Annotated in this window: 26 protein-coding genes and 1 pseudogene; 9 read left to right on the top strand and 18 right to left on the bottom strand. The window is 65.1% G+C overall.

Translation table 11 applies throughout. The annotated features are described in order from the left end of the window. Positions 1–16 precede the first annotated feature (16 nt). Complete coding sequence (locus tag ABGN05_RS04235; protein WP_367952732.1) at positions 17–898, top strand: helix-turn-helix domain-containing protein; 882 nt, start codon at positions 17–19, stop codon at positions 896–898. A gap of 105 nt (positions 899–1,003) precedes the next feature. Here ABGN05_RS04235 and ABGN05_RS04230 read toward each other — a convergent pair whose 3' ends face one another. Further along, positions 1,004–2,035 carry a fatty acid desaturase gene (locus ABGN05_RS04230; protein ID WP_367953146.1) on the bottom strand — a complete coding sequence of 344 codons (1,032 nt, stop codon included), beginning with the start codon at positions 2,033–2,035 and terminating at the stop codon, positions 1,004–1,006. A 202-nt stretch (positions 2,036–2,237) separates the two neighbouring features. After that, the gene (locus ABGN05_RS04225; RefSeq protein ID WP_367952731.1) at positions 2,238–2,447 is read right to left on the bottom strand and encodes a cold-shock protein; all 210 of its coding nucleotides are present in this window, start codon (positions 2,445–2,447) and stop codon (positions 2,238–2,240) included. 532 nt (positions 2,448–2,979) lie between these two features. Between ABGN05_RS04225 and ABGN05_RS04220 the strand changes: the two genes are divergently transcribed. Then, a complete protein-coding gene (locus ABGN05_RS04220) occupies positions 2,980–3,798 on the top strand; it encodes a transglutaminase-like domain-containing protein (protein WP_367952730.1) in 819 nt (272 codons plus the stop codon). Between the two features lie 54 nt (positions 3,799–3,852). Here ABGN05_RS04220 and ABGN05_RS04215 read toward each other — a convergent pair whose 3' ends face one another. From ABGN05_RS04215 to aptA, 13 genes are all read right to left on the bottom strand, one after another. Continuing rightward, positions 3,853–4,818, bottom strand: a complete 966-nt coding sequence (locus tag ABGN05_RS04215) for an ABC transporter substrate-binding protein (protein WP_367952729.1) — start codon at positions 4,816–4,818, stop codon at positions 3,853–3,855. A gap of 23 nt (positions 4,819–4,841) precedes the next feature. After that, entirely contained in the window at positions 4,842–5,963 is a 1,122-nt protein-coding gene (locus ABGN05_RS04210; protein WP_367952728.1) for an ABC transporter permease, read from the bottom strand. Between the two features lie 181 nt (positions 5,964–6,144). Further along, the gene (locus ABGN05_RS04205; protein ID WP_367952727.1) at positions 6,145–7,011 is read right to left on the bottom strand and encodes an ABC transporter permease; all 867 of its coding nucleotides are present in this window, start codon (positions 7,009–7,011) and stop codon (positions 6,145–6,147) included. After that, positions 7,008–7,571: a hypothetical protein gene (locus ABGN05_RS04200; protein WP_367952726.1), complete on the bottom strand. Its 564-nt coding sequence runs from the start codon at positions 7,569–7,571 to the stop codon at positions 7,008–7,010. Before ABGN05_RS04200 ends, ABGN05_RS04205 begins: the two co-directional genes overlap by 4 nt. Then, positions 7,572–8,411 carry an ABC transporter ATP-binding protein gene (locus ABGN05_RS04195; protein WP_367952725.1) on the bottom strand — a complete coding sequence of 280 codons (840 nt, stop codon included), beginning with the start codon at positions 8,409–8,411 and terminating at the stop codon, positions 7,572–7,574. A 174-nt stretch (positions 8,412–8,585) separates the two neighbouring features. Beyond that, the gene (locus ABGN05_RS04190; protein ID WP_367952724.1) at positions 8,586–8,969 is read right to left on the bottom strand and encodes a hypothetical protein; all 384 of its coding nucleotides are present in this window, start codon (positions 8,967–8,969) and stop codon (positions 8,586–8,588) included. A 1-nt stretch (position 8,970) separates the two neighbouring features. Beyond that, on the bottom strand, positions 8,971–10,422 hold the full coding sequence (gene hydA, locus ABGN05_RS04185; protein ID WP_367952723.1) for a dihydropyrimidinase: 1,452 nt from the start codon (positions 10,420–10,422) through the stop codon (positions 8,971–8,973). A gap of 23 nt (positions 10,423–10,445) precedes the next feature. Then, positions 10,446–10,799 (bottom strand): type II toxin-antitoxin system PemK/MazF family toxin, encoded by a 354-nt coding sequence (locus ABGN05_RS04180; protein WP_367952722.1) that lies wholly within the window; start codon positions 10,797–10,799, stop codon positions 10,446–10,448. Then, positions 10,799–11,014: an antitoxin MazE-like protein gene (locus tag ABGN05_RS04175; protein ID WP_367952721.1), complete on the bottom strand. Its 216-nt coding sequence runs from the start codon at positions 11,012–11,014 to the stop codon at positions 10,799–10,801. The genes ABGN05_RS04180 and ABGN05_RS04175 overlap by 1 nt, the downstream gene beginning before the upstream one ends. A 67-nt stretch (positions 11,015–11,081) precedes the next feature. Next, entirely contained in the window at positions 11,082–11,717 is a 636-nt protein-coding gene (locus tag ABGN05_RS04170; RefSeq protein WP_367952720.1) for a LysE family translocator, read from the bottom strand. A gap of 4 nt (positions 11,718–11,721) precedes the next feature. Beyond that, on the bottom strand, positions 11,722–12,972 hold the full coding sequence (locus ABGN05_RS04165; protein ID WP_367952719.1) for a Zn-dependent hydrolase: 1,251 nt from the start codon (positions 12,970–12,972) through the stop codon (positions 11,722–11,724). 11 nt (positions 12,973–12,983) lie between these two features. Then, entirely contained in the window at positions 12,984–13,274 is a 291-nt protein-coding gene (locus ABGN05_RS04160; protein ID WP_367952718.1) for a cupin domain-containing protein, read from the bottom strand. A gap of 4 nt (positions 13,275–13,278) precedes the next feature. Continuing rightward, entirely contained in the window at positions 13,279–14,607 is a 1,329-nt protein-coding gene (gene aptA, locus ABGN05_RS04155; protein WP_367952717.1) for an omega-aminotransferase AptA, read from the bottom strand. A gap of 228 nt (positions 14,608–14,835) precedes the next feature. On the opposite strand from aptA, the gene ABGN05_RS04150 reads away from it, so the two are divergent. Next, a complete protein-coding gene (locus ABGN05_RS04150; RefSeq protein WP_367952716.1) occupies positions 14,836–15,468 on the top strand; it encodes a TetR family transcriptional regulator C-terminal domain-containing protein in 633 nt (210 codons plus the stop codon). A 40-nt stretch (positions 15,469–15,508) separates the two neighbouring features. Here ABGN05_RS04150 and ABGN05_RS04145 read toward each other — a convergent pair whose 3' ends face one another. Further along, on the bottom strand, positions 15,509–16,003 hold the full coding sequence (locus ABGN05_RS04145; RefSeq protein ID WP_367952715.1) for a MarR family winged helix-turn-helix transcriptional regulator: 495 nt from the start codon (positions 16,001–16,003) through the stop codon (positions 15,509–15,511). A 122-nt stretch (positions 16,004–16,125) separates the two neighbouring features. Here ABGN05_RS04145 and ABGN05_RS04140 point away from each other — a divergent pair, with 122 nt between their 5' ends. The 4 genes and pseudogenes from ABGN05_RS04140 (at position 16,126) to ABGN05_RS04125 (ending at position 18,817) form a co-directional block, all read left to right on the top strand. Then, positions 16,126–17,142: a class I SAM-dependent methyltransferase gene (locus ABGN05_RS04140; RefSeq protein WP_367952714.1), complete on the top strand. Its 1,017-nt coding sequence runs from the start codon at positions 16,126–16,128 to the stop codon at positions 17,140–17,142. A gap of 8 nt (positions 17,143–17,150) precedes the next feature. Then, positions 17,151–17,651 (top strand): methyltransferase family protein, encoded by a 501-nt coding sequence (locus ABGN05_RS04135; protein WP_367952713.1) that lies wholly within the window; start codon positions 17,151–17,153, stop codon positions 17,649–17,651. Between the two features lie 69 nt (positions 17,652–17,720). Further along, positions 17,721–17,921 (top strand): annotated as a pseudogene (locus ABGN05_RS04130) (TetR family transcriptional regulator C-terminal domain-containing protein); the annotation flags it as partial. A 182-nt stretch (positions 17,922–18,103) separates the two neighbouring features. Beyond that, positions 18,104–18,817: an NYN domain-containing protein gene (locus ABGN05_RS04125; RefSeq protein ID WP_367952712.1), complete on the top strand. Its 714-nt coding sequence runs from the start codon at positions 18,104–18,106 to the stop codon at positions 18,815–18,817. 40 nt (positions 18,818–18,857) lie between these two features. Here ABGN05_RS04125 and ABGN05_RS04120 read toward each other — a convergent pair whose 3' ends face one another. Further along, positions 18,858–19,061, bottom strand: a complete 204-nt coding sequence (locus ABGN05_RS04120) for a hypothetical protein (RefSeq protein ID WP_367952711.1) — start codon at positions 19,059–19,061, stop codon at positions 18,858–18,860. 264 nt (positions 19,062–19,325) lie between these two features. On the opposite strand from ABGN05_RS04120, the gene ABGN05_RS04115 reads away from it, so the two are divergent. Then, complete coding sequence (locus ABGN05_RS04115) at positions 19,326–19,634, top strand: EthD family reductase (protein WP_367952710.1); 309 nt, start codon at positions 19,326–19,328, stop codon at positions 19,632–19,634. Next, positions 19,631–21,229, top strand: a complete 1,599-nt coding sequence (locus tag ABGN05_RS04110) for a pyruvate kinase (protein WP_367952709.1) — start codon at positions 19,631–19,633, stop codon at positions 21,227–21,229. Before ABGN05_RS04115 ends, ABGN05_RS04110 begins: the two co-directional genes overlap by 4 nt. A gap of 53 nt (positions 21,230–21,282) precedes the next feature. On the opposite strand, the gene preA is transcribed toward ABGN05_RS04110, so the two are convergent. After that, the gene (preA, locus tag ABGN05_RS04105; RefSeq protein ID WP_367952708.1) at positions 21,283–22,596 is read right to left on the bottom strand and encodes an NAD-dependent dihydropyrimidine dehydrogenase subunit PreA; all 1,314 of its coding nucleotides are present in this window, start codon (positions 22,594–22,596) and stop codon (positions 21,283–21,285) included. Positions 22,597–22,598 lie beyond the last annotated feature (2 nt).

Raw genomic sequence — 22,598 nt, 5'->3', positions numbered from 1 at the left:
CGCCAGGATCGTTTCTGTGAATCGCTACATCCCGAACTACGAGCTCTACGGTGAGGCACCCGACCGGGGCGGCGAATTCTGGTTGCATTGCGAGACGATACCGGAGCGCAGCCGCCTGCACGAATGGGAGATCCGGCCGCACCGCCACCCCGCCTTCTTCCAGATGTTGTACATTTCGGACGGCAGCGGCGAGGTGCTCGCCGACGGCGGCTACCTTCCTATGGCGCGGTCGACAGCGGTGTTCATGCCGCCGGGCGCCGTGCACGGCTTCCGCTTCTCCCGCGACATCGGCGGGCTGGTGGTGACCGTGCTGCGCGAACGGCTGGACGCGCTGTGCGCGGCAAGCAGCGACGTTGCAGCCTTCGCCTCGAGCCCGCGCGTCATCCCGCAGGCCGACGCCCGGGCGCCGGAAGCGGTCACGAGCCTGCGCCGCATCGAGGCGGAACTGGCGGGCCGCGGCATCGCACGCATGATCCTTCTCGACGCCCTGGTGACTTCGGCCGTCATCGATCTCGCTCGCTCGGGCGGCGGCGCCGATACCGGCCACGACGGACCCGACCGCGACCAGGCGCGCCTGGACGAACTCGCCGTGCTGATCGGCACCCATTACCGAGAGCACCGCCCGGTGGGCTTCTACGCCGAACGGATCGGTGTCTCGGCCACGCATCTGAACCGCATTGCGCGGGCGCGCACCGGCCACAGCCTTCAAGGGCTGATCGACCTGCGCCTGATGGAGGAAGCCAGGCGCAACCTGGTCTTCACCTTCCTGCCGGCGCAGACGATCGCGCTCGACCTTGGCTTTTCCGACCCGGCCTACTTCAGCCGCTTCTTCCGCAAGAACGCCGACGAGACCCCCGCCGCGTTCCGGGCGCGCGAACGGGCGAGGTTGAAGTTTTGAGAGTGGGAAACTGGGCGGGTCCGCCGCCGCTTGGGCGTGGAGACCGACAGGCGTTGATTCTGGGCCTGACGCCGTGGGGAGATCGAGAGTGCGGCGCGCGCCGACTCAGGCCGCCACCCGCGCCTCGCGAAAGGAGACCAGGCGCCGGGCGTTTTCGTCCCACAGGACGAGTTTGACGCATTTCAGGCTTTCCAGAAGCGTGATGCGGCCGACGTTGCGCAGGTCGGGGTGGTCGCGCAGCACTTCCGGCAGGCGATAGAACGGGATCTTCGCCGACAGGTGATGGACGTGGTGGATGCCGATGTTGCCGGTTATCCAGCGCAGCGGCCATGGCAGATCGTAGTGCGAGGAGCCGTGAAGGGCGGCATGCTGGAAGCTCCATTCGCCCTCGCCCGACCAGTGCGTCTCCTCGAACTGGTGCTGGACGTAGAACAGCCAGACGCCCGCGGTGGCAGCCAGAAGGGTGATCGGCACCTGCACCGCAAGGAAGGGCCAGAGCCCGACCAGCCAGATCATCGCGGCGACCGGCACGACGAGGGCGAAATTGGTTGCGATCGTCGACACCCAGGGCTGCGCCCCGGCGCGCATCAGCCCGACCGGCAGGCGGTACTGGCACAAAAACAGCCATGCGGGGCCGAGGCCGAACATGACAAGCGGATGGCGGTAAAGCCTGTAGCGCACGCGGCCCAGCCACGGCAAAGCGCGGAATTCCCGCACCGTCAGCGTGTTGACGTCGCCGATGCCGCGCTTGTCGAGATTGCCCGCAGTGGCGTGGTGAACGGCATGGGTGCGGCGCCAGTAGTCGTAGGGCGTCAGCGTGAAGACGCCGAGGACGCGACCCGTCCAGTCGTTGAGACCGCGGCGGGAAAACAGGGTGCCGTGCCCGCAATCGTGCTGGAGCGCGAACAGGCGGACGAGGAACCCGGCCGCCGGGATCGTCAACACGAGTCCCCACCAGTGTCCGTGCACCACCGCGACGGCCGCGAGCGCCCAAAGGCCGACGAACGGCACAGCGGTCACGGCGATCTCGAACGTGCTCCGCGCGGTGCTCGGCTCCCGGTATTGCGCAAGGGCAACAGTCCAGGAGGGCTTGCTCCCGTCGGCGGCGCTGGGGGTGGCGGTGTCGGTTTGCAACAGGTTCTCCACGTTTCGCGGCAGTAAGCAGGACAGACCGCCGGTCGGGGCGAAATCACGTCATCGACCGCCGGACCACGCGGGGGCGCAGGCGGAACGAATCCGTGCGCATGATAGCAAAAAGGCCGGGCAAAGGCCCGACCTCTCCTTTCGTCTCAACGGGTCGTGCCGGTACATCCGCGGTCACGATCCGAAGACGAATTCCTTACGCGGCCTGCAGGTTTTCCGCGGCGTTCTTGCCAGAGCGGTTGTCCCTGACGACGTCGAAGGTGACCTTCTGGCCCTCCACGAGGGTGCGCATTCCGGCCCGCTCGACGGCGGAAACGTGAACGAACACGTCGGTGGCGCCGTCCTCGGGCTGGATGAAGCCGAAGCCTTTGGTTGCGTTGAAGAACTTTACGGTTCCAGTAGTCATGACGATTTCCTTTCAATCGGTCACGGAAGACGCCTGCCACACCGAATGCGCGGCAGTGCGTTTGAGTCGACGTTGAAACGGAAGATCGTCGTGCTTGCGGACATTCCGCGAGAAACAAAGTTCAATTCGCAATATCGATGCAGCCTACATAGACACTCGCGGTGGCGGAAACAAGGCGTTCCCATTTTTTCCGCGAACCGCCCCGGAATTGCGCGGAGGCTGCTTGGCCGAGCCTGCAATCGGCCGGAAAGGCGCGCGGCGGCAGGGACGCGGGGGAACTGCCGGCGGACGCGTCCGGAGTGGAAGAATTCCTGCCGGTAGCTTGTCAATCGCGCAAATGAGGTAATCTATGAGAGTCACCGCCCGCGGCCACGCACGGGCGGCGCGATATCGGCGAGGCGCCCGCCGGCTGCCGACAGGAAGGGGCAAGAATGACCAGCCATACGGCGAGCAGGACCCCGCGACGGCGGCCCGGCCGGCCAATCTTTGACGCGCCCTGCCCGCATCCAACCTCGCGGCGGGGAGTGACCGGATGCTGATCCGTTACGGGTACGAGATCACGCTGACCTGCCAGCAGCCGACCGCGCTTGTGTGCCTCCTCTCGGTCCACGAGGACCGCAGGCCCGACATCCGGGTCCCGGAAGCCACCTTCACCTCTCCCGAGGTGCCCGTGTCGAGCTATCGGGACATGTTCGGCAATCTGTGCCGCCGTCTCGTCGCGCCTGCCGGCGACCTGACTATGTGGGGAGATGCCACGATCGAGGACGACGGCCAGCTTGACCCCGTGGTGCCCGGCGCCCGCGAGCGAACCGTCCCGGATCTACCGGACGATTGCCTGGTCTATCTCATGGGGAGCCGGTACTGCGAGACCGACCGTCTGAGCCAGATCGCCTGGGACCTCTTCGGCGCGCTGCCGCCGGGATGGGGCCGGGTGCAGGCGATCTGCGACTTCGTCCACGACCACATCCGGTTCGATTACCAGCAGGCGCGCTCGACCCGCACCGCATTCGACGCCTACCACGAGCGGGTCGGCGTATGCCGCGACTTCGCGCATCTCGCCGTCGCGTTCTGCCGCTGCCTCAACATTCCGGCCCGCTACGTCAACGGCCATCTCGGCGACATCGGCGTGCCCGTCGTCGACCCGATGGACTTCAGCGCCTGGATCGAGGTCTATCTCGACGACACCTGGTACACGTTCGACCCGCGCAACAACGTGCCGCGCATCGGCCGGATCGTCGTGGCCCGCGGCCGCGACGCGGCGGACATTCCGCTCGTCAACTCGTTCGGGCCGCACGTGCTGAAGGGTTTTCGCGTCTGGACCTACGAGGTCACGGAGCTGACGCCCCGCTGAAACGCAGAAGGGGCGGTTACCCGCCCCTTCCGAAGGATCCTGTGCCGGAAAATCCTACATCGCGTCGGTGATGTCCGCGGTCCAGGCGCCTGCCGGCTTTTCCTTGATGATGCCCTGGTTGACCAGCGCGTCGGCGGTGCGCTCGTAGGCATCCTCGCGCAGCTTGGCGTCCGGCTCGCCGATCAGCTTGGCGACCTCGCCCATCATGCGGACCTGGTGGTTCTCGTCCTGGCCGCCATTGTCCATGACGATGCCTGCCGCCTCCTCGGGGTTGGCGATGGCATATTCCCAGCCCTTCATGGAGGCGCGCACGAAGCGGACCATCTTGTCCTTGAACGCGGGATCCTGGAGCTTGTCCTCAAGCGCGTAGAGCCCGTCCTCCAGCAGGTCGTTGCCCATCTCGGTGTAGTTGAAGACGATCAGGTCTTCCGGCTTGTAGCCGGCGTCGATCAGCTGCCAGTACTCATTGTAGGTCATGACCGAGATGCAGTCGGCCTGCTTCTGGATCAGCGGCTGCACGTCGAAGCTCTGCTTGAGCACCGTGACGCCTTCCGGGCCGCCCTCGGTCGAGTATCCGAGCTTGTTCATCCAGGCGTAGAACGGATACTCGTTGCCGAAGAACCAGACGCCCAGCGTATGGCCCTTGAAGTCGGCTTCCGTCTTGATCGGGCCGTCGGCCGGGCAGACGAGCTGCATGCCGGCGTTCTTGAACGGCTGGGCGATGTTGACCAGGTTGACGCCCTTCTCGCGCGCCGAGAGCGCGGCCGCCATCCAGGTGACGATCACGTCGGCGCCGCCGCCGGCGATCACCTGTTCGGGGGCGATGTCGGGGCCGCCCGGCTTGATGGTGACGTCGAGGTCTTCTTCCTCGTAGAAGCCCTTGTCCTTGGCAACGAAGTAACCGGCGAACTGGGCCTGCGCGACCCATTTCAGCTGCAGCGTCACCTCGTCGGCGGCCAGCGCCGGCAGGGCGGCGAGCGACACGGCGCCCGCGAGCATCGAAACGATCATTTTCCTCATGTCTTTTCCCTCTGAAGTTGCGCCTATCCACCGCGGACAGACGGATGCCAGAACGTCACGGCCCGCTCGATGAGAGCCAGGACCCCGTAGAAGATCGACCCCGCCAGCGCCGCGACGGCGATCTCCGCCCACACCATGTCGACGTTCATCCTGCCGACCTCGGTGGAGATGCGAAAACCCATGCCGACCACGGGCGTGCCGAAAAACTCCGCCACGATAGCGCCTATGAGGGCCAAAGTGGAGTTGATTTTCAATGCGTTGAAGATAAAGGGCGCCGCAGCTGGAAGCCGCAGCTTCGCCAGCGTCTGCCAGTAGCCGGCGGCATAGGTGCGCATCAGGTCGCGCTCCATCGCGCCGGAGGCCGCGAGCCCCGCGACCGTGTTCACCAACATGGGAAAGAAGGTCATCACCACGACCACCGCCGCCTTGGACGGCCAGTCGAAGCCGAACCACATGACCATGATGGGCGCGATGCCGATGATGGGGAGCGCCGAAACCATGTTGCCGATGGGCATGAGCCCGCGGCGCAGGAACAGGAACCGGTCGGCCAGCACCGCGACGGCGAAGCCCGCGCCGCAGCCGATCGCATAGCCGATCACGACCGCCTTGAAGATCGTCTGGTTCACGTCCGCCGCCAGCACCGGCCATGACTGCGCGATGCGCAGGCCGACCGCGCTCGGCGGCGGCAGGAGGACGAACGGGATCCCTGCGCCCCGCGTGATGGTTTCCCAGAGGATCAAAAGCCAGGCGCCGAACACCGCCGGCACCAGCAGCCGCAGCACCGCGTCGGCCTGCCGAGAGGATGATCTGATTTCGGAGAGCACTGTCACGAGCCGCCAGGCGCAGAGCCAGGCGGCGGCGACCAGCGCGAAGAAGGCGAGCGTAGCCTTTCCCTCGTGTCCGGCGATCGCGGCGACCAGCAGCCACGCGGCGGCATGTACGCAGACGAAGAGCAGCGCGGCTTCGGCGGCTTTCGCCAGACCGGCGACGGGCAGGACGGCGCTGGCGACGATCAATGCCAAGACGAGGCCCGTCGCGCCCGTGCTGCCATCCGCGGCGATCAGCGGCAGGCCGAAGAGCGCGGCGAGGCACAGCAGCAGCGCCAGGACCGACTGCCACGGAAGCCGGTTTCGCAGGGCGGTCATGAATGGCACCGGGTGGTGGAGGCATCGGGACCCCCACCCCTAGCCCCTCCCCTCAAGGGGGAAGGGGACTCGATCGTCGTTGCGGTTGCCTCGTTCACACGAGCGAAATGACGCCACGGACTGAATCCCCCTTCCCCTTGAGGGGAGGGGTTAGGGGTGGGGGTAAATCTAGCCGCCACCATCATGCCGGCCGCGCCCCCATCGCGCGTTCGGTGATGCGCCCGGCAAGTCCCACGAGGCTGACGAGCAAAACTGCCACCAGCGAGCCGGCCACCAGCGCGGCGAACATGTCGATTGTCTGGCTGTAATAGGAGCCGGAAAGAAGCTTGGCGCCGATGCCCGCCACTGCTCCGGTCGGCAGCTCTCCGACGATCGCGCCGACGAGGCTTGCCGCCACTGCGACCTTCATCGAGGCGAACAGGAAGGGCACCGACGACGGCACGCGCAGCTTCCAGAAGATCTGACCGCGGCTGGCATTATAGGTGTGCATGAGGTCGAGATGGGTTATTTCCGGCGAGCGCAGGCCCTTCACCATGCCGACCGCGACGGGGAAAAAGGAAAGATAGGTCGAGATCAGCGCCTTGGGGATCAGCCCCGTCACGCCGATCGCCGCGAACACCACGACGATCATCGGCGCCAGCGCGAGGATCGGGATCGTCTGCGAGGTGATGATCCACGGCATCAGGCTGCGGTCGAGGCTGGTGACGTGGACGATGCCCACCGCGATGGCGATGCCGAGCGCGGTGCCGAAGGCGAAGCCGAGCACGGTGGACGAGAGCGTCACCCATGCGTGGTAGACGAGGCTGCGGGTCGAGGTGACCTTCCGGAGGAAGGTGTTTTCGAAGAAGTTGACCGCCACCTGGTGCGGCGCCGGCAGCGTCGGCTTGGGCTGCGACATGGTCTTGACCACGAATTCCCATTGCCCCGGCTTCTCGCCGGCGCGCCGGTCGAGATCGCGCTGGAACGGCGCGTTCATGGCATAGGCCCCAACGTACCAGACCACGACGATCGCGGCGAGGATGACCATGACCGGTACGATCCGATTCATGCCGCCGCCCTCCCCCAGCGCGGCATCTCCGGCCCGCATGCCGCGATGATGGCTTCCGCGTCGTCTTGCGAGATTCTGCTTGCGACAGTGATCTGACCGGAGCCGGTCCTGATCTTCAGCGCCGACTGCGGAACGCGCCGGCCGTTGACTTCCACGGTGATGCTCCGGTCATCCGAAAGCCAGTACATGTCGCCCGTCGCGTCGACCGGCAGGCGGCTCGTCCGACCGAAGCCCAGAAGCTGGTGCGATACAGAAACCGCCGCGGGGGAAATGACGAGTACCGTCCGGCCGAACAGCTTCCAGAGGATGTTGATCAGCGCGAAGGCTACACCGATGACCCAGGCGACGAGCCACACGACGAAAAAGGCAACCGACTGACCCTTGTCCCGCTCGACCATGAGCAGCGCCACGGCCAGCAGGCCGCCGAAGCTCCAGAAGACAAGAAAGACTACCGGGACCACCACGGCGCCGAGGTCGCCCGCTGGGGCGATAGACACGGTGGTGACCCCCTGCCGGTGGCGAACGGATATCCGTCGCGACAGCCTCCTGTCCTCGCTCACTCAGGCATCCTCATAACTATGCCCCGCCCTGAGGCCCTCGCGTACGCGGTGCGCGATTGCGAGGAATTCCGGAGTTTCGCGGATGTCCAGCGGCCGCTCCTTCGGCAGGGTCGAGTGGATGACGTCGGTGACGCGTCCGGGGCGCGGGCTCATGACGACGATCTTGGTCGAGAGATAGACGGCCTCGGGGATCGAGTGGGTGACGAAGCAGATCGTCTTCGTCGTACGCGCCCAGAGTTCCAGGAGCTGCTCGTTCAGGTGATCGCGTACGATCTCGTCCAGCGCGCCGAAGGGTTCGTCCATCAGGAGAAGGTCGGCGTCGAAGGCAAGCGCGCGGGCGATCGAGGCGCGCTGCTGCATGCCGCCGGAAAGCTGCCAGGGGAACTTCTTCTCGAAGCCGGAGAGGTTGACGAGTTCGAGCGTGCGCTTGACCCGCTCGCGCTGCTCGGCCGCCGACATGCCCATGATCTCAAGCGGCAGGGCAACGTTCCTGGCGATGGTGCGCCACGGATAGAGCGCCGCCGCCTGGAAAACGTAGCCGTAGGCGCGGCGCCGGCGCGCCTCCTCCGGCGTCATGCCGTTGACGGTAATCGTGCCGGCGGTGGGTTGTTCCAGGTCGGCGATGACGCGAAGGAACGTGGTCTTGCCGCAACCCGAGGGGCCGATGAAGGAGACGAATTCGCCCTTTCCGATCGCGAGATTGACATCGGAGAGCGCATGCACCGGCCCGTCCGATGTCTGGAAGGTGAGGCCGAGCCCGCTGGCGGACACGACGCTGCCCGGCGCCGGCGCGCCCGCCTGCGGCTGCGGCGTAGGGATGGCCGTCCTGCTATCCGCCATGAATGGAATTCCAAATGGTGCGCGCGGATCCGGATCCGGCGCCGATGAAGGTGAAAGATTGAACTAGCCGTGCACGAAGACTGTCGCGCCCATGGACCCGAGCGGGCAGGAAAGCGTGGCACTGCCGCCAGAACGGAATGTGCCGGCACGCCGGAACGGGGGAGCTGCCGGCCATCACGAACAAGGCTTCACCTCGTCCCAGGCCGCGCCATATTCGTCGCGGATCACCAGCGACGCCGGGTCGGTGCCGCTCGCGGCGATGGAGAACAGGTTGACCGAGCGTCCCTCCTCTCCCTCGATGTCGCACAGCGCGGTGACGACTTTCGTGCCGTCGCCGGCGGTCAGCACCTGGACGAAGCTGCAGATGAGTTCGCGCGTCTCGATGCGATCGGGCCGAAGCACCAGAGCGTCCTCGCCCGGCTCCTCCTCTCCCCCGGCCGCGCGGCAACCGGTCTCGTTGCCGTAGGGACCTCCAAGATCCAGCGTCTGGGCAAGCACCGGCGACGAGACCGATGCCAGGGGAAGCAAGGCGGCAAGCAGTGCGATCAGCCTCGTCAAGTCACACCCCGCTGGCCGGAATGCCCGTACGCTCGACCTTGCGCGGCGCGACGAGTTCCTTCCAGGTCGACAGCGCCTTGCTCACCGCCTGGTGCGGTTCGCGGCCGACGAACTGCCCGTGTCCCGGCTTCGCCTTCACGGCAAAATTCTCCACCGCGATCTCGCCGCGCGTCAGCACGTGTTTCGGCAGGCCCTTCACCTCGATGCCCTCGAAGACGTTGTAGTCGATCGCCGACTGCTGCGCGCCAGACGTGATGGTCTTGGTCTTCTCCGGATCCCACACGATGATGTCGGCATCCGCGCCTTCCACAATCGCGCCTTTCTTCGGGTATATGTTGAGGATCTTGGCGATGTTGGTGGAAGTGACGGCGACGAACTCGTTCATCGTCAGGCGCCCGGTGTTGACGCCCTTGGTCCAAAGCACCGGCAGCCGGTCTTCCAGTCCTCCCGTGCCGTTCGGGATCTTCGTAAAGTCGCCGACGCCGTAGCGTTTCTGCTCGGTGGTGAAGGCGCAGTGGTCGGTCGCCACCACCTGCAGCGAGCCGGCCGAAAGGCCTGCCCAGAGCGAATCCTGGTGCTGCTTGTTGCGGAAGGGCGGGCTCATGACGCGCCGCGCCGCGTGGTCCCAGTCCTTGTCGAAGTACTCGCTCTCGTCAAGCACCAGATGCTGCACCAGCGGCTCGCCATAGACGCGCATGCCCTTCTGCCGCGCACGCCGGATCGCCTCATGGCTCTGCTCGCAGGAGGTATGCACGACATAGAGCGGCGCGCCCGCCATGTCGGCGATCATGATGGCGCGGTTGGTCGCCTCTCCCTCGACTTCCGGAGGGCGCGAATAAGCGTGCGCCTCCGGCCCGTCATTGCCCTCGGCCAGCAGCTTCTGCTGAAGCTGCGCCACCACGTCGCCGTTTTCGGCATGCACCAGCGGCAGTGCGCCAAGTTCCGCGCAGCGCTGGAAAGACGAGTACATCTCGTCGTCGTTGACCATCAGCGCGCCCTTGTAGGCCATGAAGTGCTTGAAGGAGGTGATGCCCTTGTCGACCACCTGCTGCATCTCGTTGAACACCTGTTCGCCCCACCAGGTGATGGCCATGTGGTAGGAATAGTCGCAGCAGGCGCGGGTCGACTTGTTCGACCACATGTCGATCGCCTCGAGCAGCGACTGGCCCGGCGACGGCAGGCAGAAGTCGACGACCATGGTCGTGCCGCCCGAAAGTGCGGCCCGCGTGCCGCTCTCGAAATCGTCCGAGGAATAGGTGCCCATGAAGGGCATCTCCAGGTGCGTATGCGGATCGATGCCGCCCGGCATGACGTAGCATCCGGTCGCGTCGATCTCGTGGTCGGCATGCAAATCGTGGCCGATGGCGACGATCTTGTCGTGCTTGATCAGCACGTCCGCCTTCCAGGTCCGGTCGGCGGTGACGATGGTTCCGTTCTTGATGACTTTGGACATGGCGTTCCCCGGAGTTTCGTTCGCTAGGTCGAATGTGCAATTGGGACGGGCGGTAGCAGGTCGAGAAATATCATCAGATACCGGTCGATATCCTGCATCTGGTCGATGCCCAGTCGCCCGATCGGTCCGCGGACCTTCGAGCGGGGAAAGGTCATTATCTTCTCGACTTGCACCTGAGACCGCTCCCGCAAACCATTGGCGGCATCGGGCTCGACAGTCACACGAAGATTCCTCGTAGGAACATGTTTGGAGGTCAGAAAACAGACCGTAACGCTGTCGAGTTGGTCAAGAAGCCGGCTGTTCTGGACAACGACCGTGGGACGCGGCTTGCCGTAGTCGCCCTGAGCGGAAACGATCACGACTTCACCGCGCAACATCAGTCCAGATCATCCCAAACTTCTCGCGCAAAGGCGTCCAGAACCTCGTCCATGTTCTCGCGCCTGTCCGCTTCCCGGATCAGACGGCAGTCTTCCTCTATCTGCTTCCAGAACTCTGCCGAGTTCACATCCGGCAGCCAGACCTCGAACGGCTTGAATCCGCGCTTCAGTAGTTCCGCCCTTTCCTCTTCGGTCAGTTCTCTTGGCCGGCCCATGATGGCCTCCTGTCTGCGAATGAGCGCATTATCGGCGCGATCCGCGTCACGTTCAACAGTTGCGCCATCACGACCGCAATGTCGCTAATCTGACCCCGAAACCGACGAAGACGAGTCCGGTCGCGGCCTTCACCCAGCGCCGCACGCGGCCACCGCGCGCAAGAGCGGACAGCCGATCGAACAGCAGCACGATTGGCCCGAACCACGCGACGTTCAGACAGGCGTGGACCATGACGAGCACGTAGGCCCCGAGAGGCGAGCCGCCGTCATGAGGCATGAACTGCGGAAAGGCGGCAATGTAGAACATCGCGACCTTCGGATTGAGCGCATTGGTGAGGAACCCCTCGCCAAACGCCTTGGCCAGAGTGCGCCGCCGCCGCGCCGGCGCGACCTGCGCGAGCCTCGCCGGACCGCCGCGCCAGGCTTCGCGGAGCGCCTTCAACCCGATCCAGACGAGATAGGCCGCGCCAAGGAGTTTCACCGCCGTGAACAGGTGCGCCGATTGTAGCAGCAGCACCGACAGGCCGAAGATCGCGAGGGTGCCATGGACGAAGAACGCGACCACGAAGCCCGCGATGTTGGCGAACCCGGCCGCCCTGCCCGACGTCGGCACTGTCTTTGCAATCAGCACGCCATTCGGCCCGGGCGACGTGATCAGCAGCGCGGCCATGGCGGCGAAGGCGAAGACGGTGGCGAGCGTCATGGGGCTATTCCACGATCCCCGCCGTTTCCACCACCGCGTGGAACAGCACGTCTGCCCCGGCCCGCGCCCACTCCTTCGAAATCTCCTCCGCCTCGTTGTGGGAGAGCCCGCCCACGCAGGGGCACATGACCATGGCGGTGGGCGCCACGCGGTTGATCCAGCAGGCGTCGTGGCCGGCGCCGGACACAATGTCGCGATGCGAGTAGCCCAGCCGTTCGGCCGCGTCGCGCACCGCCTTCACGCAGCCCTCGTCGAAGGTGACGGGATCGAAATGGCCGACCGGCTCGACCTCGAAGGAGATGTCGAGCGCCTCGCAGATCGTGGCGATGCCGGCCTCGATGCGCGCGCGCATCTCGTCGAGGATCGCCTTATCGGGGCAGCGGATATCGATGGTGAAGACCGCCTTGCCGGGAATGACGTTGCGCGAGTTGGGATAGACCTCGACATGGCCGACGGCGCCGACGGCGTCCGGCTGATAGTCCATGGCGACCTCGTGCACGAGTTCGGTGACGCGGGCCATGCCGAGGCCGGCGTTTCGGCGCTTGGGCATCGGGGTGGAGCCTGTGTGGGCGTCCTTGCCGGTCAGCGTGACCTGAAGCCACCAGAGCCCCTGGCCGTGCGTGACGACGCCGATGTCGATGCCTTCGTCCTCCAGGATCGGTCCCTGTTCGATGTGAAGCTCGAAGAAGGCGTGCATCTTGCGCTTGCCGACCTCTTCCTCGCCCTTCCAGCCGATGCGCTCAAGCTCGTCGCCGAAGCGTTTTCCGTCCTTGTCTCGGCGGTCGTAGGCCCAGTCCTGATCGTGCATTCCGGCGAACACGCCCGCTGCCAGCATCGCGGGGGCAAAGCGAGTGCCCTCCTCGTTGGTCCAGTTGGTGACCACGATCGGATGCTTCGTGCGGATGCCGAGGTCGTTCAGCGTACGGACCACTTCCAGCCCGCCGAGCACGCCGAGCACGCCGTCATACTTGCCGCCGGTCGGCTGTGTGTCGAGGTGACTGCCGACATAGACCGGCAGCGCGTCCGGGTCCGTCCCCTCGCGCCGGGCGAACATGGTGCCCATCTGATCGACGCCCATGGTCAGTCCCGCCTCCTCGCACCACTTCTTGAAGAGATGGCGTCCCTCGCCGTCGGCGTCGGTCAGCGTCTGGCGGTTGTTGCCGCCGGCGACACCGGGTCCGATCTTCGCCATTTCCATGAGCGAATCCCACAAACGGTCTGGATTGATTCGCAGATTTTCGCCCGGTGCGGCCATGCGGCAGGTCCTCAGTTTTTCAGTTCGGTCTCCACGAAGGACATCGGCAGGGTCCCCGCATTGATCACGTTGTGCTCGACACCCTCGTCACGCCGGTAGGTCGCCCCCGCCTCCATGTCGACCCGGCGGGTTCCGCCGCCGGGTTCCTCGAGCAGGAAGGCACAGGGCGTCAGCGTCGTCACGACATAGTCCATTCCATGACGGTGCCATCCCGTTTCCGCCCCCGGCGCGAAATCCCACCGCGTGACGCGGACTTTCGCGTCGTCGACCAGAACCTCGTGCGTTGCCTGGGGGCGCGACATCGGACTATTCCACCTCGTTCAGCACCGTGCGCACGCAATCGACCAGTTCGTCGATCTGGCTCTTTTCGATGATCAGCGGCGGCGAGAGCGCGATGATGTCGCCGGTGGTGCGGATCAGGCAGCCCTTCTCGAAGGCCTTTACGAAGGCCGAGAAGGCACGCTTGGTCGGCTGCCCTGCGATCGGCTGAAGCTCGATGGCGCCGACGAGGCCAATATTGCGGATATCGATGACGTTTGGCGCGTCCTTCAGCGAGTGCAGCGCGTCTGCCCAGTAGGAGGAGAGCTCGGCGCCGCGCGTCAGCAGCCCTTCCTCCTTGTAGGTGTCGAGCGTGGCGAGCGCAGCGGCGCAGGCGATCGGATTGCCGGAATAGGTGTAACCGTGGAAGAACTCGATCATGTGCTCCGGCCCGGTCATGAAGGCGTCGTGGATCTCCTTCTTGACGAAGACCGCGCCCATTGGAATGACGCCGTTGGAGACGCCCTTGGCGGTGGTGATGATGTCGGGGATCACGTCGAAATAGTCTGCCGCGAACGGCGTGCCGAGTCGGCCGAAGCCGGTGATGACCTCGTCGAAGATCAGAAGGATGCCGTGCTTGGTACAGATCTCGCGCAGCTTCTTGAGGTACCCCTTCGGCGGGATGAGCACGCCGGTCGAACCCGCGACCGGCTCGACGATCACCGCCGCGATGGTCGACGCGTCGTGCAGGGTGACGATGCGTTCCAGTTCGTCCGCCAGTTCCGCGCCGTGCTCGGGCTCGCCCTTCGTGAAGGCGTTCTTGCCCGGCAGGTGCGTGTGCGGCATGTGGTCGACGCCCGTCAGCAGCGTGCCGAACATCTTGCGGTTGGTGACGATGCCGCCGACCGAGATGCCGCCGAAATTGACCCCGTGATAGCCGCGCTCGCGGCCGATTAGGCGAGTGCGCGATCCCTCCCCCTTCACGCGCTGGTAGGCCAGCGCGATCTTCAGGGCAGTCTCGACCGATTCGGAGCCCGAATTTGTGAAGAACACATGGTCCATGCCTTCCGGCGCGACGTCGACCAGGCGGTTCGCCAGTTCGAAGACGATCGGATGACCCATCTGGAAGGCCGGCGCATAGTCGAGTTCGCCCGCCTGGTGCGCGATCGCCTCGGTGATCTTGGGCCGGCAGTGGCCGGCGTTGACGCACCAAAGCCCGGCCGTGCCGTCGAGGATCTTGCGGCCGTCGGTCGTCGTGTAGTGCATGTCCTTGGCAGAAGCCAGCATGCGCGGCGCCTGCTTGAACTGCCGGTTGGCGGTGAAAGGCATCCAGAACGCGGAAAGATCGTTCGGCGCCACATTGAGACGGTTCGACATACCAAGCCTTTCTTGTTTTCTTGAGCCCCTCGCCCTCGCCGGCCGATGCTTGGTCTGTCCGCGCCGACGCGCTTGCAATTTTTGACCGGTTGGACAAACGTTAGCACCGCCACATGAGCGGTCAAGGGAATACTAGCCCGAAGCCGCGCTCCGCAGCGCGCTCCACGGGCGGGCCACGAACTGGTCCAGTCCGTTGGGCCACCGGAGCAGCGAGGAAGGCGGCCGGTCATGGACGAAAAGGTGCGCAAGCCACGCACGCGCATTCAGGTCGAGAAGCGCGAAATCATTCTCGAAGCCGCGCTGGAATGCTTTTCGCAGCACGGGTTCCGCGGTGCGACCATCGACCAGATCGCGGCGGCAGCGGGCATGTCGAAGCCCAACCTGCTCTATTACTTCAAGAGCAAGGACGACATCCACCGCACCCTGATCCAGCGCCTGCTCGACACCTGGCTCGCCCCGCTGCGCGAGATCGACGATATCGGCGATCCGGTGACGGAATTGCGGAGCTACATCCGCCGCAAGCTGGAGATGGCGCGCGACTACCCCCGCGAGAGCCGGCTATTCGCCAACGAGATTCTTCAAGGCGCGCCGCGCATCCTGCCGATGCTGGAAGGCGAGCTGAAATCGCTGGTCGACGAGAAGACCGAGGTCATGCGGCGCTGGATGCGGGCCGGCAAGATCGCCCGCACCGACCCCTATCACCTGATCTTCGCCATCTGGGCGACGACCCAGCACTATGCCGACTTCGATGTCCAGGTCCGCGCTGTGCTGGGGCCGGCGCGCGATGGAGAGGGGCGCTTCGAGGACGCGGCGCGGTTTCTGGAGCAGCTGTTCGTGGAGGGGTTGCGGCCGAAAGGCTAACCGCGAGCGGCAACTCGCCTTGCGCGAAGTCGCCGCAGGCTCACGACTGCTTTTCCAGCCAGGTCTTCACCTCTTCCCCTACCTCTCGAACCAGATCGGCCGTTCTTCGTATCTCCGACTCCTCCGGAGCCAGGCGAAGAGATGATGCGATCCGCAGAAGCTGTTCGTTGAGATCGGTGTAGAACGCTTCGCCCTTGGCCGTCAGCGCCACAAGCTTCGATCTTCGGTGTTTCGGGTTCTCCGTGAATGTAACCATGCCGTCCGCGGCAAGCTCGTCCGCAAGTCTCTGCATCCGCTGCCGGCTTGTGGGACGCATCTGCGCGATCTGAGGAACCGTAAGCGGTCCGAGCAGCGCGAGACTGCGTAGGAAACCGAACGCGCCTCCGCCCCAATTGGTAACATGCCCCGCTCTTTGGCCCATGGCGCGTATCCTGAAGAAGCACTGCGCCACCTCGAGCATCAGTTCCATGATCGCTTCCGCCTTGTCCGGCGTTTGCGTTCCGCCATCCGTCCTATCGTCCTGCGCTGACGCCATATTCCTCACTCCCCACCCATCGTCTCAATACTCAAGATTGACAACCTTGTTGTCAAAATTCATCATGGCAACTTGGTTGTCATCTTTACCCGACTCTCCGTCTGCGTTGACAGGATGAAACTATGGAATTGTCTATAAGGCCGTTGAGGAATGCGGCAGGTTTCGGGGCTTTGGCGTCCGTTCTCCTGCTCGCTTCCGTACCGTTGGGCTTCGCATTCGATCACATTCTGCCGCTTCCGTTCGAAGTTGCCAGAATCGATAACCAGCTCGCTCACAAGCTTGTGCCCATTTTTCTGGTCGCGCTCGGGCTGGTGTATCTCGCATCGGCTTTTCGTCGTAAGTCTCCGCCGATGCGAGGATTGAACCTCGGGTGGCAAATTATAGCTGCGACCCCGGGAAGGTTCGACGATCCGGCAAGGATTGGCGTCTTCTTGTTATGCCTTGGCGTTGCGGTGGCAGTGCATAGCCCCTGGATCATCGTTCTGGTCCTGCTTTCCGCGACTACCGTTCCTCGTTGGGAGATCGGCGGCGGCCTTGTCTCCGCCGGTTACGACCCGCAAACGCCGGCAATCTACCACCGTCTCCACGGGCGCTTCCTACGCCTCAGCGGCGGCGAGGGGCAAAGCGCGGTAGAAGGCGCGGTATCGGCATTGCTGCGGCCGGGGATGTCCATACTGGATGCGGGCTGCGGAACCGGACAGCTGGCCCGCAATCTCCTGCAGGCAGAACCCGGCATCCGACTGACCCTGCTCGACTGCAATGACATGCTGCTTGATGCGGCACGTGATCTGCCCGCCACCCGCATACACGCAGACATGAGGGACATCCCGCTGGAAGACGGCCGCTATGATCTGACGTTGGCGCTCTGGTCGATAGAAGCGACAGACGACGTCGAGGCCGCAATTTCGGAACTCGTGCGGGTTACCCGCGCTGGCGGGCAGATCTGCCTGTTGTTCTGCGCGCGAACGGACCAAAGCGATGTGCTGGACCGCTTAATCGAATGGGGCATTCGCGTGCGAAACACCGGGCATTTTCTTGAGCCTGACCGGGTCACTGCCTCGCTGAAAAGCGCCGGCGTCCGCGAGGTCAAGCGCTTGGCTTGCCGGGGACCGGTCGCTGCAATTCTCGCTACGAAGTGAGAGAATTCATGGACAAGCCCTCGCCCTCGGGAGCGTCAGAACCGAATACCGCGGGAGCGCTCGTGAGGCCGCCCGCGCTTTTTCTGGCAACGTTCCTGGCGGGTTTGGGACTCGACTACGTTCTGCCGTTGCCGGTAACCGAAAGCCCTTTGGCCGCCACTCTCGGAGCCACATTGGGACTTGCGCTCTGCTTTATCGGCCTAACCGTCTTCGTGTTGAGCATTCGCAATTTCATGCGCGCTGATACCCCGGTGCAAGGAACCCGACCGACCGTCGCTTTGGTGGTCACTGGGATTCACGGCTGGAGCCGAAATCCGATCTATGTGGGTATGTTCCTGATGTATTTGGGATTGGGAATTGCCGTCCTGAGTCCATGGGTCTTGGCGTTGTTGCTCCCGCTCGCCGCGGTGATGCACTACGGCGTCGTACTGCGGGAAGAAGTGTATTTGGAACGGCTGTTTGGCGAAGCCTACGTCGATTATCGGGCCAAGGTGCCGCGCTGGCTGTAGCCTCTAGCGCATGTCCTTATCGGCGCGGGGCGACCGTCGTCGGCTGCCCTAGCGCACCTTCAGTTGTGCTGGATGCGAACCGTCAAGATCGCCCGGACCGACCCCTAGCACCTGATCTTCGCCATCTGGGCCACGACCCAACACTATGCCGACTTCGACGTCCAGATCCGCGCCGTGCTGGGCCCCGCCCGCGACGGCGAAGGCCGCTTCGAGGACGCGGCGCGATTCCTGGAGCAGCTGTTCCTGGAGGGGCTGCGGCCGAAGAGGTGAGCTCCGGAAAGACAAATTCCGCAGATTCGCGAAAGCCGACGTTCAACCCTGCGCTGTAGGGTATCGGCTCCAGGGGAGCTTTCCATGGCGAAAATGCCCGTTGCCGTATTGATCGACGGCGAGAATGTCGCGGCCAGCCACATTGCCGCGATCATGCAGACGCCGAGGGTATCGGGGAGCCGATGGCAAGGTATGTCGTCGGCGACTTTTCGGCGAACAGGCTGGCGGAGTGGACAAGGATCGCGCGGGACCACGCGCTCGAACCTCTCTTTCAGATTTCTTGCGGCAAGGGCAAGAATTCGGCTGACATCGCCCTGACAATCCGGGCCATGGACCTGCTGGCCCAGAACGTGTTCAAGGGCTTTCTGATTGTTTCCAGCGATTGCGATTTCGCACCGCTGGCGCTGCGTCTTCGCCGAGCGGGCGTAGCCGCCTACGGCATGGGCGCCGCAAAGGCCGACGGTGCATGGCGGAGTGCCTGCACGCAATTCTTCGATCTCGTCGCCACCTCGTCCCGCGCTCCGGCGACCGCCGCCACTGCCAAGCCTGATGCGAAGAGGAAAGCCGGAACGCCGAAGCCGGCGTGGAGCGAGCAGGACGGTGAAATACTCCGGAGAATCCTCCGTAATTCGGCCGACAGCAAATCATCCTGGGTGACGTTGACGCATCTTGGCAAATTCGTCCGCCAGGAGTTCGGAGAACGCTTCGGAAAGGGGAAACTTCTGAAAAGGCTGAGCACGGACGCATCCTTCCAGCTAAGCAAGCAAGGCTCGTCCCTCGTTGTGAGGCTGAAGCCCTGCGGAGAGCCCGGTGGTGCGACGAAGGCGCCTAAGGCTGTTCCGCTTCCTGCGGGCAAGAAGCAGTCCGCGGGCACGGCATTGGCGAGCGTCGAATAACTGCCCGACGCGTCCGTTTCGAGATTACCAGCGTTTTCGGTCAGTAACCCAGCCACGCCACGCCGAAAACCACCACCGCGACCAAGATGAGGAACACGATACCCAGCCTGACGGAGCGGTTGTCCGCGCGGGTAAGAGACTTCTCGTAGCCGGCGTCCCCGAGTTCCTCGCGCGCCAGCCGCTCCCGTAACGCCCGTGCGGCTTCATTGTCCCCGTGCTGCATCTGCTTGTAGTACCGGGACATGGCCGTTCCCTCTCGTTTCGCGCAGTGTCGCGCAGGACCGCCACCATGTGCAAGATGCTCGGCGGTATCGGATGGAGCGGGACCCCGCCGCGCTATCTACAACTCGAAGTAGCCGATCCGGCTCCCTTGCCCTGCTCCACGATCGTCCTGGTAAGCGCCCGCTACGGACCGAACTTCCCTCCCGAGTTGCGCGCGATCCGCGGCCGGCGCATTGTCTCGTGCGAGGCGGGCGCGTCGTCCCGCGCCGGATAAAGGAGGAGATTCATGGCCCAGATGATCGCGATGTACCGCACGCCGGCGGACCCGGCGGCGTTCGACCGCTATTATTTCGGCACGCACGTGCCGATCGCGAAGAAGATTCCCGGCTTGCGGCAATACGAGGTCAGCGACGGCAGGGTCGGCACGCCGGGCGGCGTGTCCGACTACCACCTGATCGCGACGCTGACCTTCGACAGCCGCGGCGACATCGAGAAGGGCCTGGAATCGCCGGAAGGCAAGGCCGCCGCCGCCGACCTCGCCAACTTCGCCGGCGCGGGCGTGGAACTCTACTTCTACGACACGAAGGACGTTTGACGCCGATCCGCCCGGCTGTCCGGCACGACGGGGTGCTGCCGGAAGACCGTCACGCGTTTGCCATCCAGTCCCGCTACCCGGTACGCAATTCGGGATCGGGATACATGCACGTGCATCAGGCGAACGACCGGGAAGCGACAGGCGCGCTTGAGAGCCTCTTCGAAGAGGTGCTCCTCCTGCGCAATGCCGTCGCGGAGGCCCGGCACGCCTGGGACGAGACCGGCGGGGCGCAGGGCCCCGCGGAAGGATCGCTCCGGAACCTCTCCCACTACCTCGCTCTGCGCCGCCACGATCTTCGCCCGCTGCAGCGGCGCCTGATGTGGCGCGGACTGTCGTCCCTCGGCCGGCTGGAGAGCCGGGTCCTGCCGACGCTGGACGCCGTGCTTGCCGCGCTGGCGGCTATGGCCGGACGCGAAAGCGCGGTCGCGGCACCTTCCGAGGACGCGTTCTTCGCCGGCGAACGGCGCCTGCGCGCGGCGACGGATGTGCTCTTCGGCCCCGCGCCAGCCAAGCGCCGCGGCCGCATCATGGTCACGCTTCCCGACACGGCCGCGGACGATCCCGGACTGATCCTTGACCTGGCGCGGCGCGGCATGGACACGGCCCGGATCAACTGCGCGCATGACGACGCCGACGCCTGGAGGGCGATGACCCGCCACATCCGGGCAGCCGAGGCGGCAACGGGGCGCGGGCTGAAGATCCTGATGGACATTGCCGGGCCGAAGGTGAGGACGGAAGCCGTTTTCCCGGAAAAGGCGAAGGTGAAGCCCGGCGACGCGATCCGGCTGATCGCCTCGGGCGTGCCCGCCGGCACTGCGGATGTGCCCTTCTGCGTCGCCGTGTCGCTGCCCGCGATTGTGGAGCGCGTGCAGGTCGGCGACCGCTTCCGCTGCGACGACGGCAAGATGTCGGGTCGCGTCGAAAGCGTCGCGCCGGGCGAGGCCGTGATCCGCATCGACCAGACGAGGACCGGCGGGACGAAGCTCAAGCCGGAAAAGGGCATCAACCTGCCGGACACCGACCTCGAGCTTTCGCCCCTCACGGCGAAGGACGACGGCGACCTGGCTGCGGTGATCGAATGCGCCGACATGATCGGCTACTCCTTCGTCAGCCGGCCGCACGACATCGATCTCCTCGAAGATGCGCTCCGGCGCCACGTGGAGACGCCGCGGCGCCTCGGCGTCGTCGCCAAGATCGAGCAGCCCCGGGCTGTGAAGAACCTGCCCGCGCTCATTGCCCGGGTGGCGGCGAGCGGACGGCCCTTCGGCGTCATGATCGCGCGCGGCGACCTCGCCGCCGAGATAGGATTCGAGCGGCTGGCCGAGATGCAGGAGGAGATCCTCTGGATCTGCGAGGCCGCCTCGGTGCCCACCATCTGGGCGACCCAGGTGCTGGAGGATCTCGTGAAGAAAGGCATTCCCTCGCGCGGTGAGATGACCGACGCCGCCATGGCGGCACGCGCCGAATGCGTCATGCTCAACAAGGGGCCTTCCGTCGGCGAGGCGGTCTCGCTGCTCGACGGCATGCTGGCGCGCATGGACGCGCACATGTTCAAGAAGACGCCGACTTTGCGGGCGCTCAAGTCGTGGGACTAGGTCGCGGCGCCTCGATCAGGAGGCGCTGAGATCCGGAACGCCTGACCGGCCGGCTATTCCGCCGCCACCCGCGTCGCCGGATTGTTCGGGTGCGTGGTCCAGTTGGCGTAGACGGGCTTCACGGGCTCGCCCGTGCGCTGGTCGATCGCGCCGGCGGCCAGCGGCTCCATGGTGATGCAGTTCTCGACCGGGCAGACGTTGACGCAAAGGTTGCAGCCCACGCACTCGTCGTCCATCACCTCGAAGTGGCGCTTGCCGTCGACCATCGCCGTGATCGCCTGGTGCGAGGTGTCCTCGCAGGCGATGTGGCAGCGGCCGCACTTGATGCATAGATCCTGGTTGATGCGCGCCTTGGTGACGTAGTTGAGGTTCAGGTACTGCCAGTCGGTGACGTTGGGCGTGGCGCGGCCGACAAAGTCGGCGAGCGTCCGGTGGCCCTTCTCGTCCATCCAGTTCTCCAGCCCCGCGATCATCTCCTGCACGATCTTGAAGCCGTAGGTCATGGCCGCCGTGCAGACCTGCGCGTTGCCGGCGCCGAGCGCCATGAACTCGGCCGCGTCGCGCCATGTGGTGATGCCGCCGATGGCCGAGATCGGCAGGCCTGCGGTCTCGGGATCGCGCGCGATTTCGGCCACCATGTTCATGGCGATCGGCTTCACCGCCGGGCCGCAATAGCCGCCATGCGTGCCCTTGCCGTCGATCATCGGCTCGGGCGAGAAGGTGTCGAGATTGACGCCGGTGATGGAGTTGATCGTGTTGATTAGCGACACCGCGTCCGTTCCGCCGGCATGTGCTGCGCGCGCCGGTTTGCGGATGTCGGAGATGTTGGGGGTGAGCTTGGTGATCACCGGCATGCGGGTGAAGGCCTTGCACCAGCGCACGACCATCTCGACATATTCGGGCACCTGGCCGACCGCCGAACCCATGCCGCGCTCGCTCATGCCGTGCGGGCAGCCGAAGTTCAACTCGATACCGTCTGCCCCGGTCTCCTCGACCAGCGGCAGGATCGCCTTCCAGGCTTGTTCCTCGCAGGGGACCATGAGCGAGACCACGAGCGCCCGGTCCGGCCAGTTCTTCTTGACCTGCTTGATCTCGCGGAGATTCACGTAGAGATCGCGATCGGTGATGAGCTCGATATTATTCAGGCCCAGTAGCCGCCGGTCAGCGCCCCAGATCGCGCCGTAGCGCGGGCCGTTGACGTTGACCACGGGCGGCCCCTCCTCGCCCAGCGTCTTCCACACCACCCCGCCCCAGCCCGCCTTGAAGGCGCGCTCGACATTGTAGGCCTTGTCGGTCGGCGGCGCCGAGGCCAGCCAGAAGGGATTGGGCGACTTGATGCCGACGAAGTTGCTGGAAAGGTCTGCCATGC

The organism is Aquibium pacificum, from assembly GCF_040839445.1.
In the GTDB taxonomy this organism is placed as follows: domain Bacteria; phylum Pseudomonadota; class Alphaproteobacteria; order Rhizobiales; family Rhizobiaceae; genus Aquibium; species Aquibium pacificus.
This window is presented reverse-complemented; position numbering and strand designations above follow the sequence as displayed.

Excerpts from the sequence above, each read along its gene's own strand:
- ABGN05_RS04225 (WP_367952731.1), bottom strand. The coding sequence starts at position 2,447 with ATGACTACTGGAACCGTAAAGTTCTTCAACGCAACCAAAGGCTTCGGC.
- ABGN05_RS04220 (WP_367952730.1), top strand. The coding sequence starts at position 2,980 with ATGCTGATCCGTTACGGGTACGAGATCACGCTGACCTGCCAGCAGCCG.
- ABGN05_RS04215 (WP_367952729.1), bottom strand. The coding sequence starts at position 4,818 with ATGAGGAAAATGATCGTTTCGATGCTCGCGGGCGCCGTGTCGCTCGCC.
- ABGN05_RS04210 (WP_367952728.1), bottom strand. The coding sequence starts at position 5,963 with ATGACCGCCCTGCGAAACCGGCTTCCGTGGCAGTCGGTCCTGGCGCTG.
- ABGN05_RS04205 (WP_367952727.1), bottom strand. The coding sequence starts at position 7,011 with ATGAATCGGATCGTACCGGTCATGGTCATCCTCGCCGCGATCGTCGTG.
- ABGN05_RS04195 (WP_367952725.1), bottom strand. The coding sequence starts at position 8,411 with ATGGCGGATAGCAGGACGGCCATCCCTACGCCGCAGCCGCAGGCGGGC.
- hydA (WP_367952723.1), bottom strand. The coding sequence starts at position 10,422 with ATGTCCAAAGTCATCAAGAACGGAACCATCGTCACCGCCGACCGGACC.
- ABGN05_RS04180 (WP_367952722.1), bottom strand. The coding sequence starts at position 10,799 with ATGTTGCGCGGTGAAGTCGTGATCGTTTCCGCTCAGGGCGACTACGGC.
- ABGN05_RS04175 (WP_367952721.1), bottom strand. The coding sequence starts at position 11,014 with ATGGGCCGGCCAAGAGAACTGACCGAAGAGGAAAGGGCGGAACTACTG.
- ABGN05_RS04170 (WP_367952720.1), bottom strand. The coding sequence starts at position 11,717 with ATGACGCTCGCCACCGTCTTCGCCTTCGCCGCCATGGCCGCGCTGCTG.
- ABGN05_RS04165 (WP_367952719.1), bottom strand. The coding sequence starts at position 12,972 with ATGGCCGCACCGGGCGAAAATCTGCGAATCAATCCAGACCGTTTGTGG.
- ABGN05_RS04160 (WP_367952718.1), bottom strand. The coding sequence starts at position 13,274 with ATGTCGCGCCCCCAGGCAACGCACGAGGTTCTGGTCGACGACGCGAAA.
- aptA (WP_367952717.1), bottom strand. The coding sequence starts at position 14,607 with ATGTCGAACCGTCTCAATGTGGCGCCGAACGATCTTTCCGCGTTCTGG.
- ABGN05_RS04150 (WP_367952716.1), top strand. The coding sequence starts at position 14,836 with ATGGACGAAAAGGTGCGCAAGCCACGCACGCGCATTCAGGTCGAGAAG.
- ABGN05_RS04145 (WP_367952715.1), bottom strand. The coding sequence starts at position 16,003 with ATGGCGTCAGCGCAGGACGATAGGACGGATGGCGGAACGCAAACGCCG.
- ABGN05_RS04140 (WP_367952714.1), top strand. The coding sequence starts at position 16,126 with ATGGAATTGTCTATAAGGCCGTTGAGGAATGCGGCAGGTTTCGGGGCT.
- ABGN05_RS04135 (WP_367952713.1), top strand. The coding sequence starts at position 17,151 with ATGGACAAGCCCTCGCCCTCGGGAGCGTCAGAACCGAATACCGCGGGA.
- ABGN05_RS04125 (WP_367952712.1), top strand. The coding sequence starts at position 18,104 with ATGGCAAGGTATGTCGTCGGCGACTTTTCGGCGAACAGGCTGGCGGAG.
- ABGN05_RS04120 (WP_367952711.1), bottom strand. The coding sequence starts at position 19,061 with ATGTCCCGGTACTACAAGCAGATGCAGCACGGGGACAATGAAGCCGCA.
- ABGN05_RS04115 (WP_367952710.1), top strand. The coding sequence starts at position 19,326 with ATGGCCCAGATGATCGCGATGTACCGCACGCCGGCGGACCCGGCGGCG.
- preA (WP_367952708.1), bottom strand. The coding sequence starts at position 22,596 with ATGGCAGACCTTTCCAGCAACTTCGTCGGCATCAAGTCGCCCAATCCC.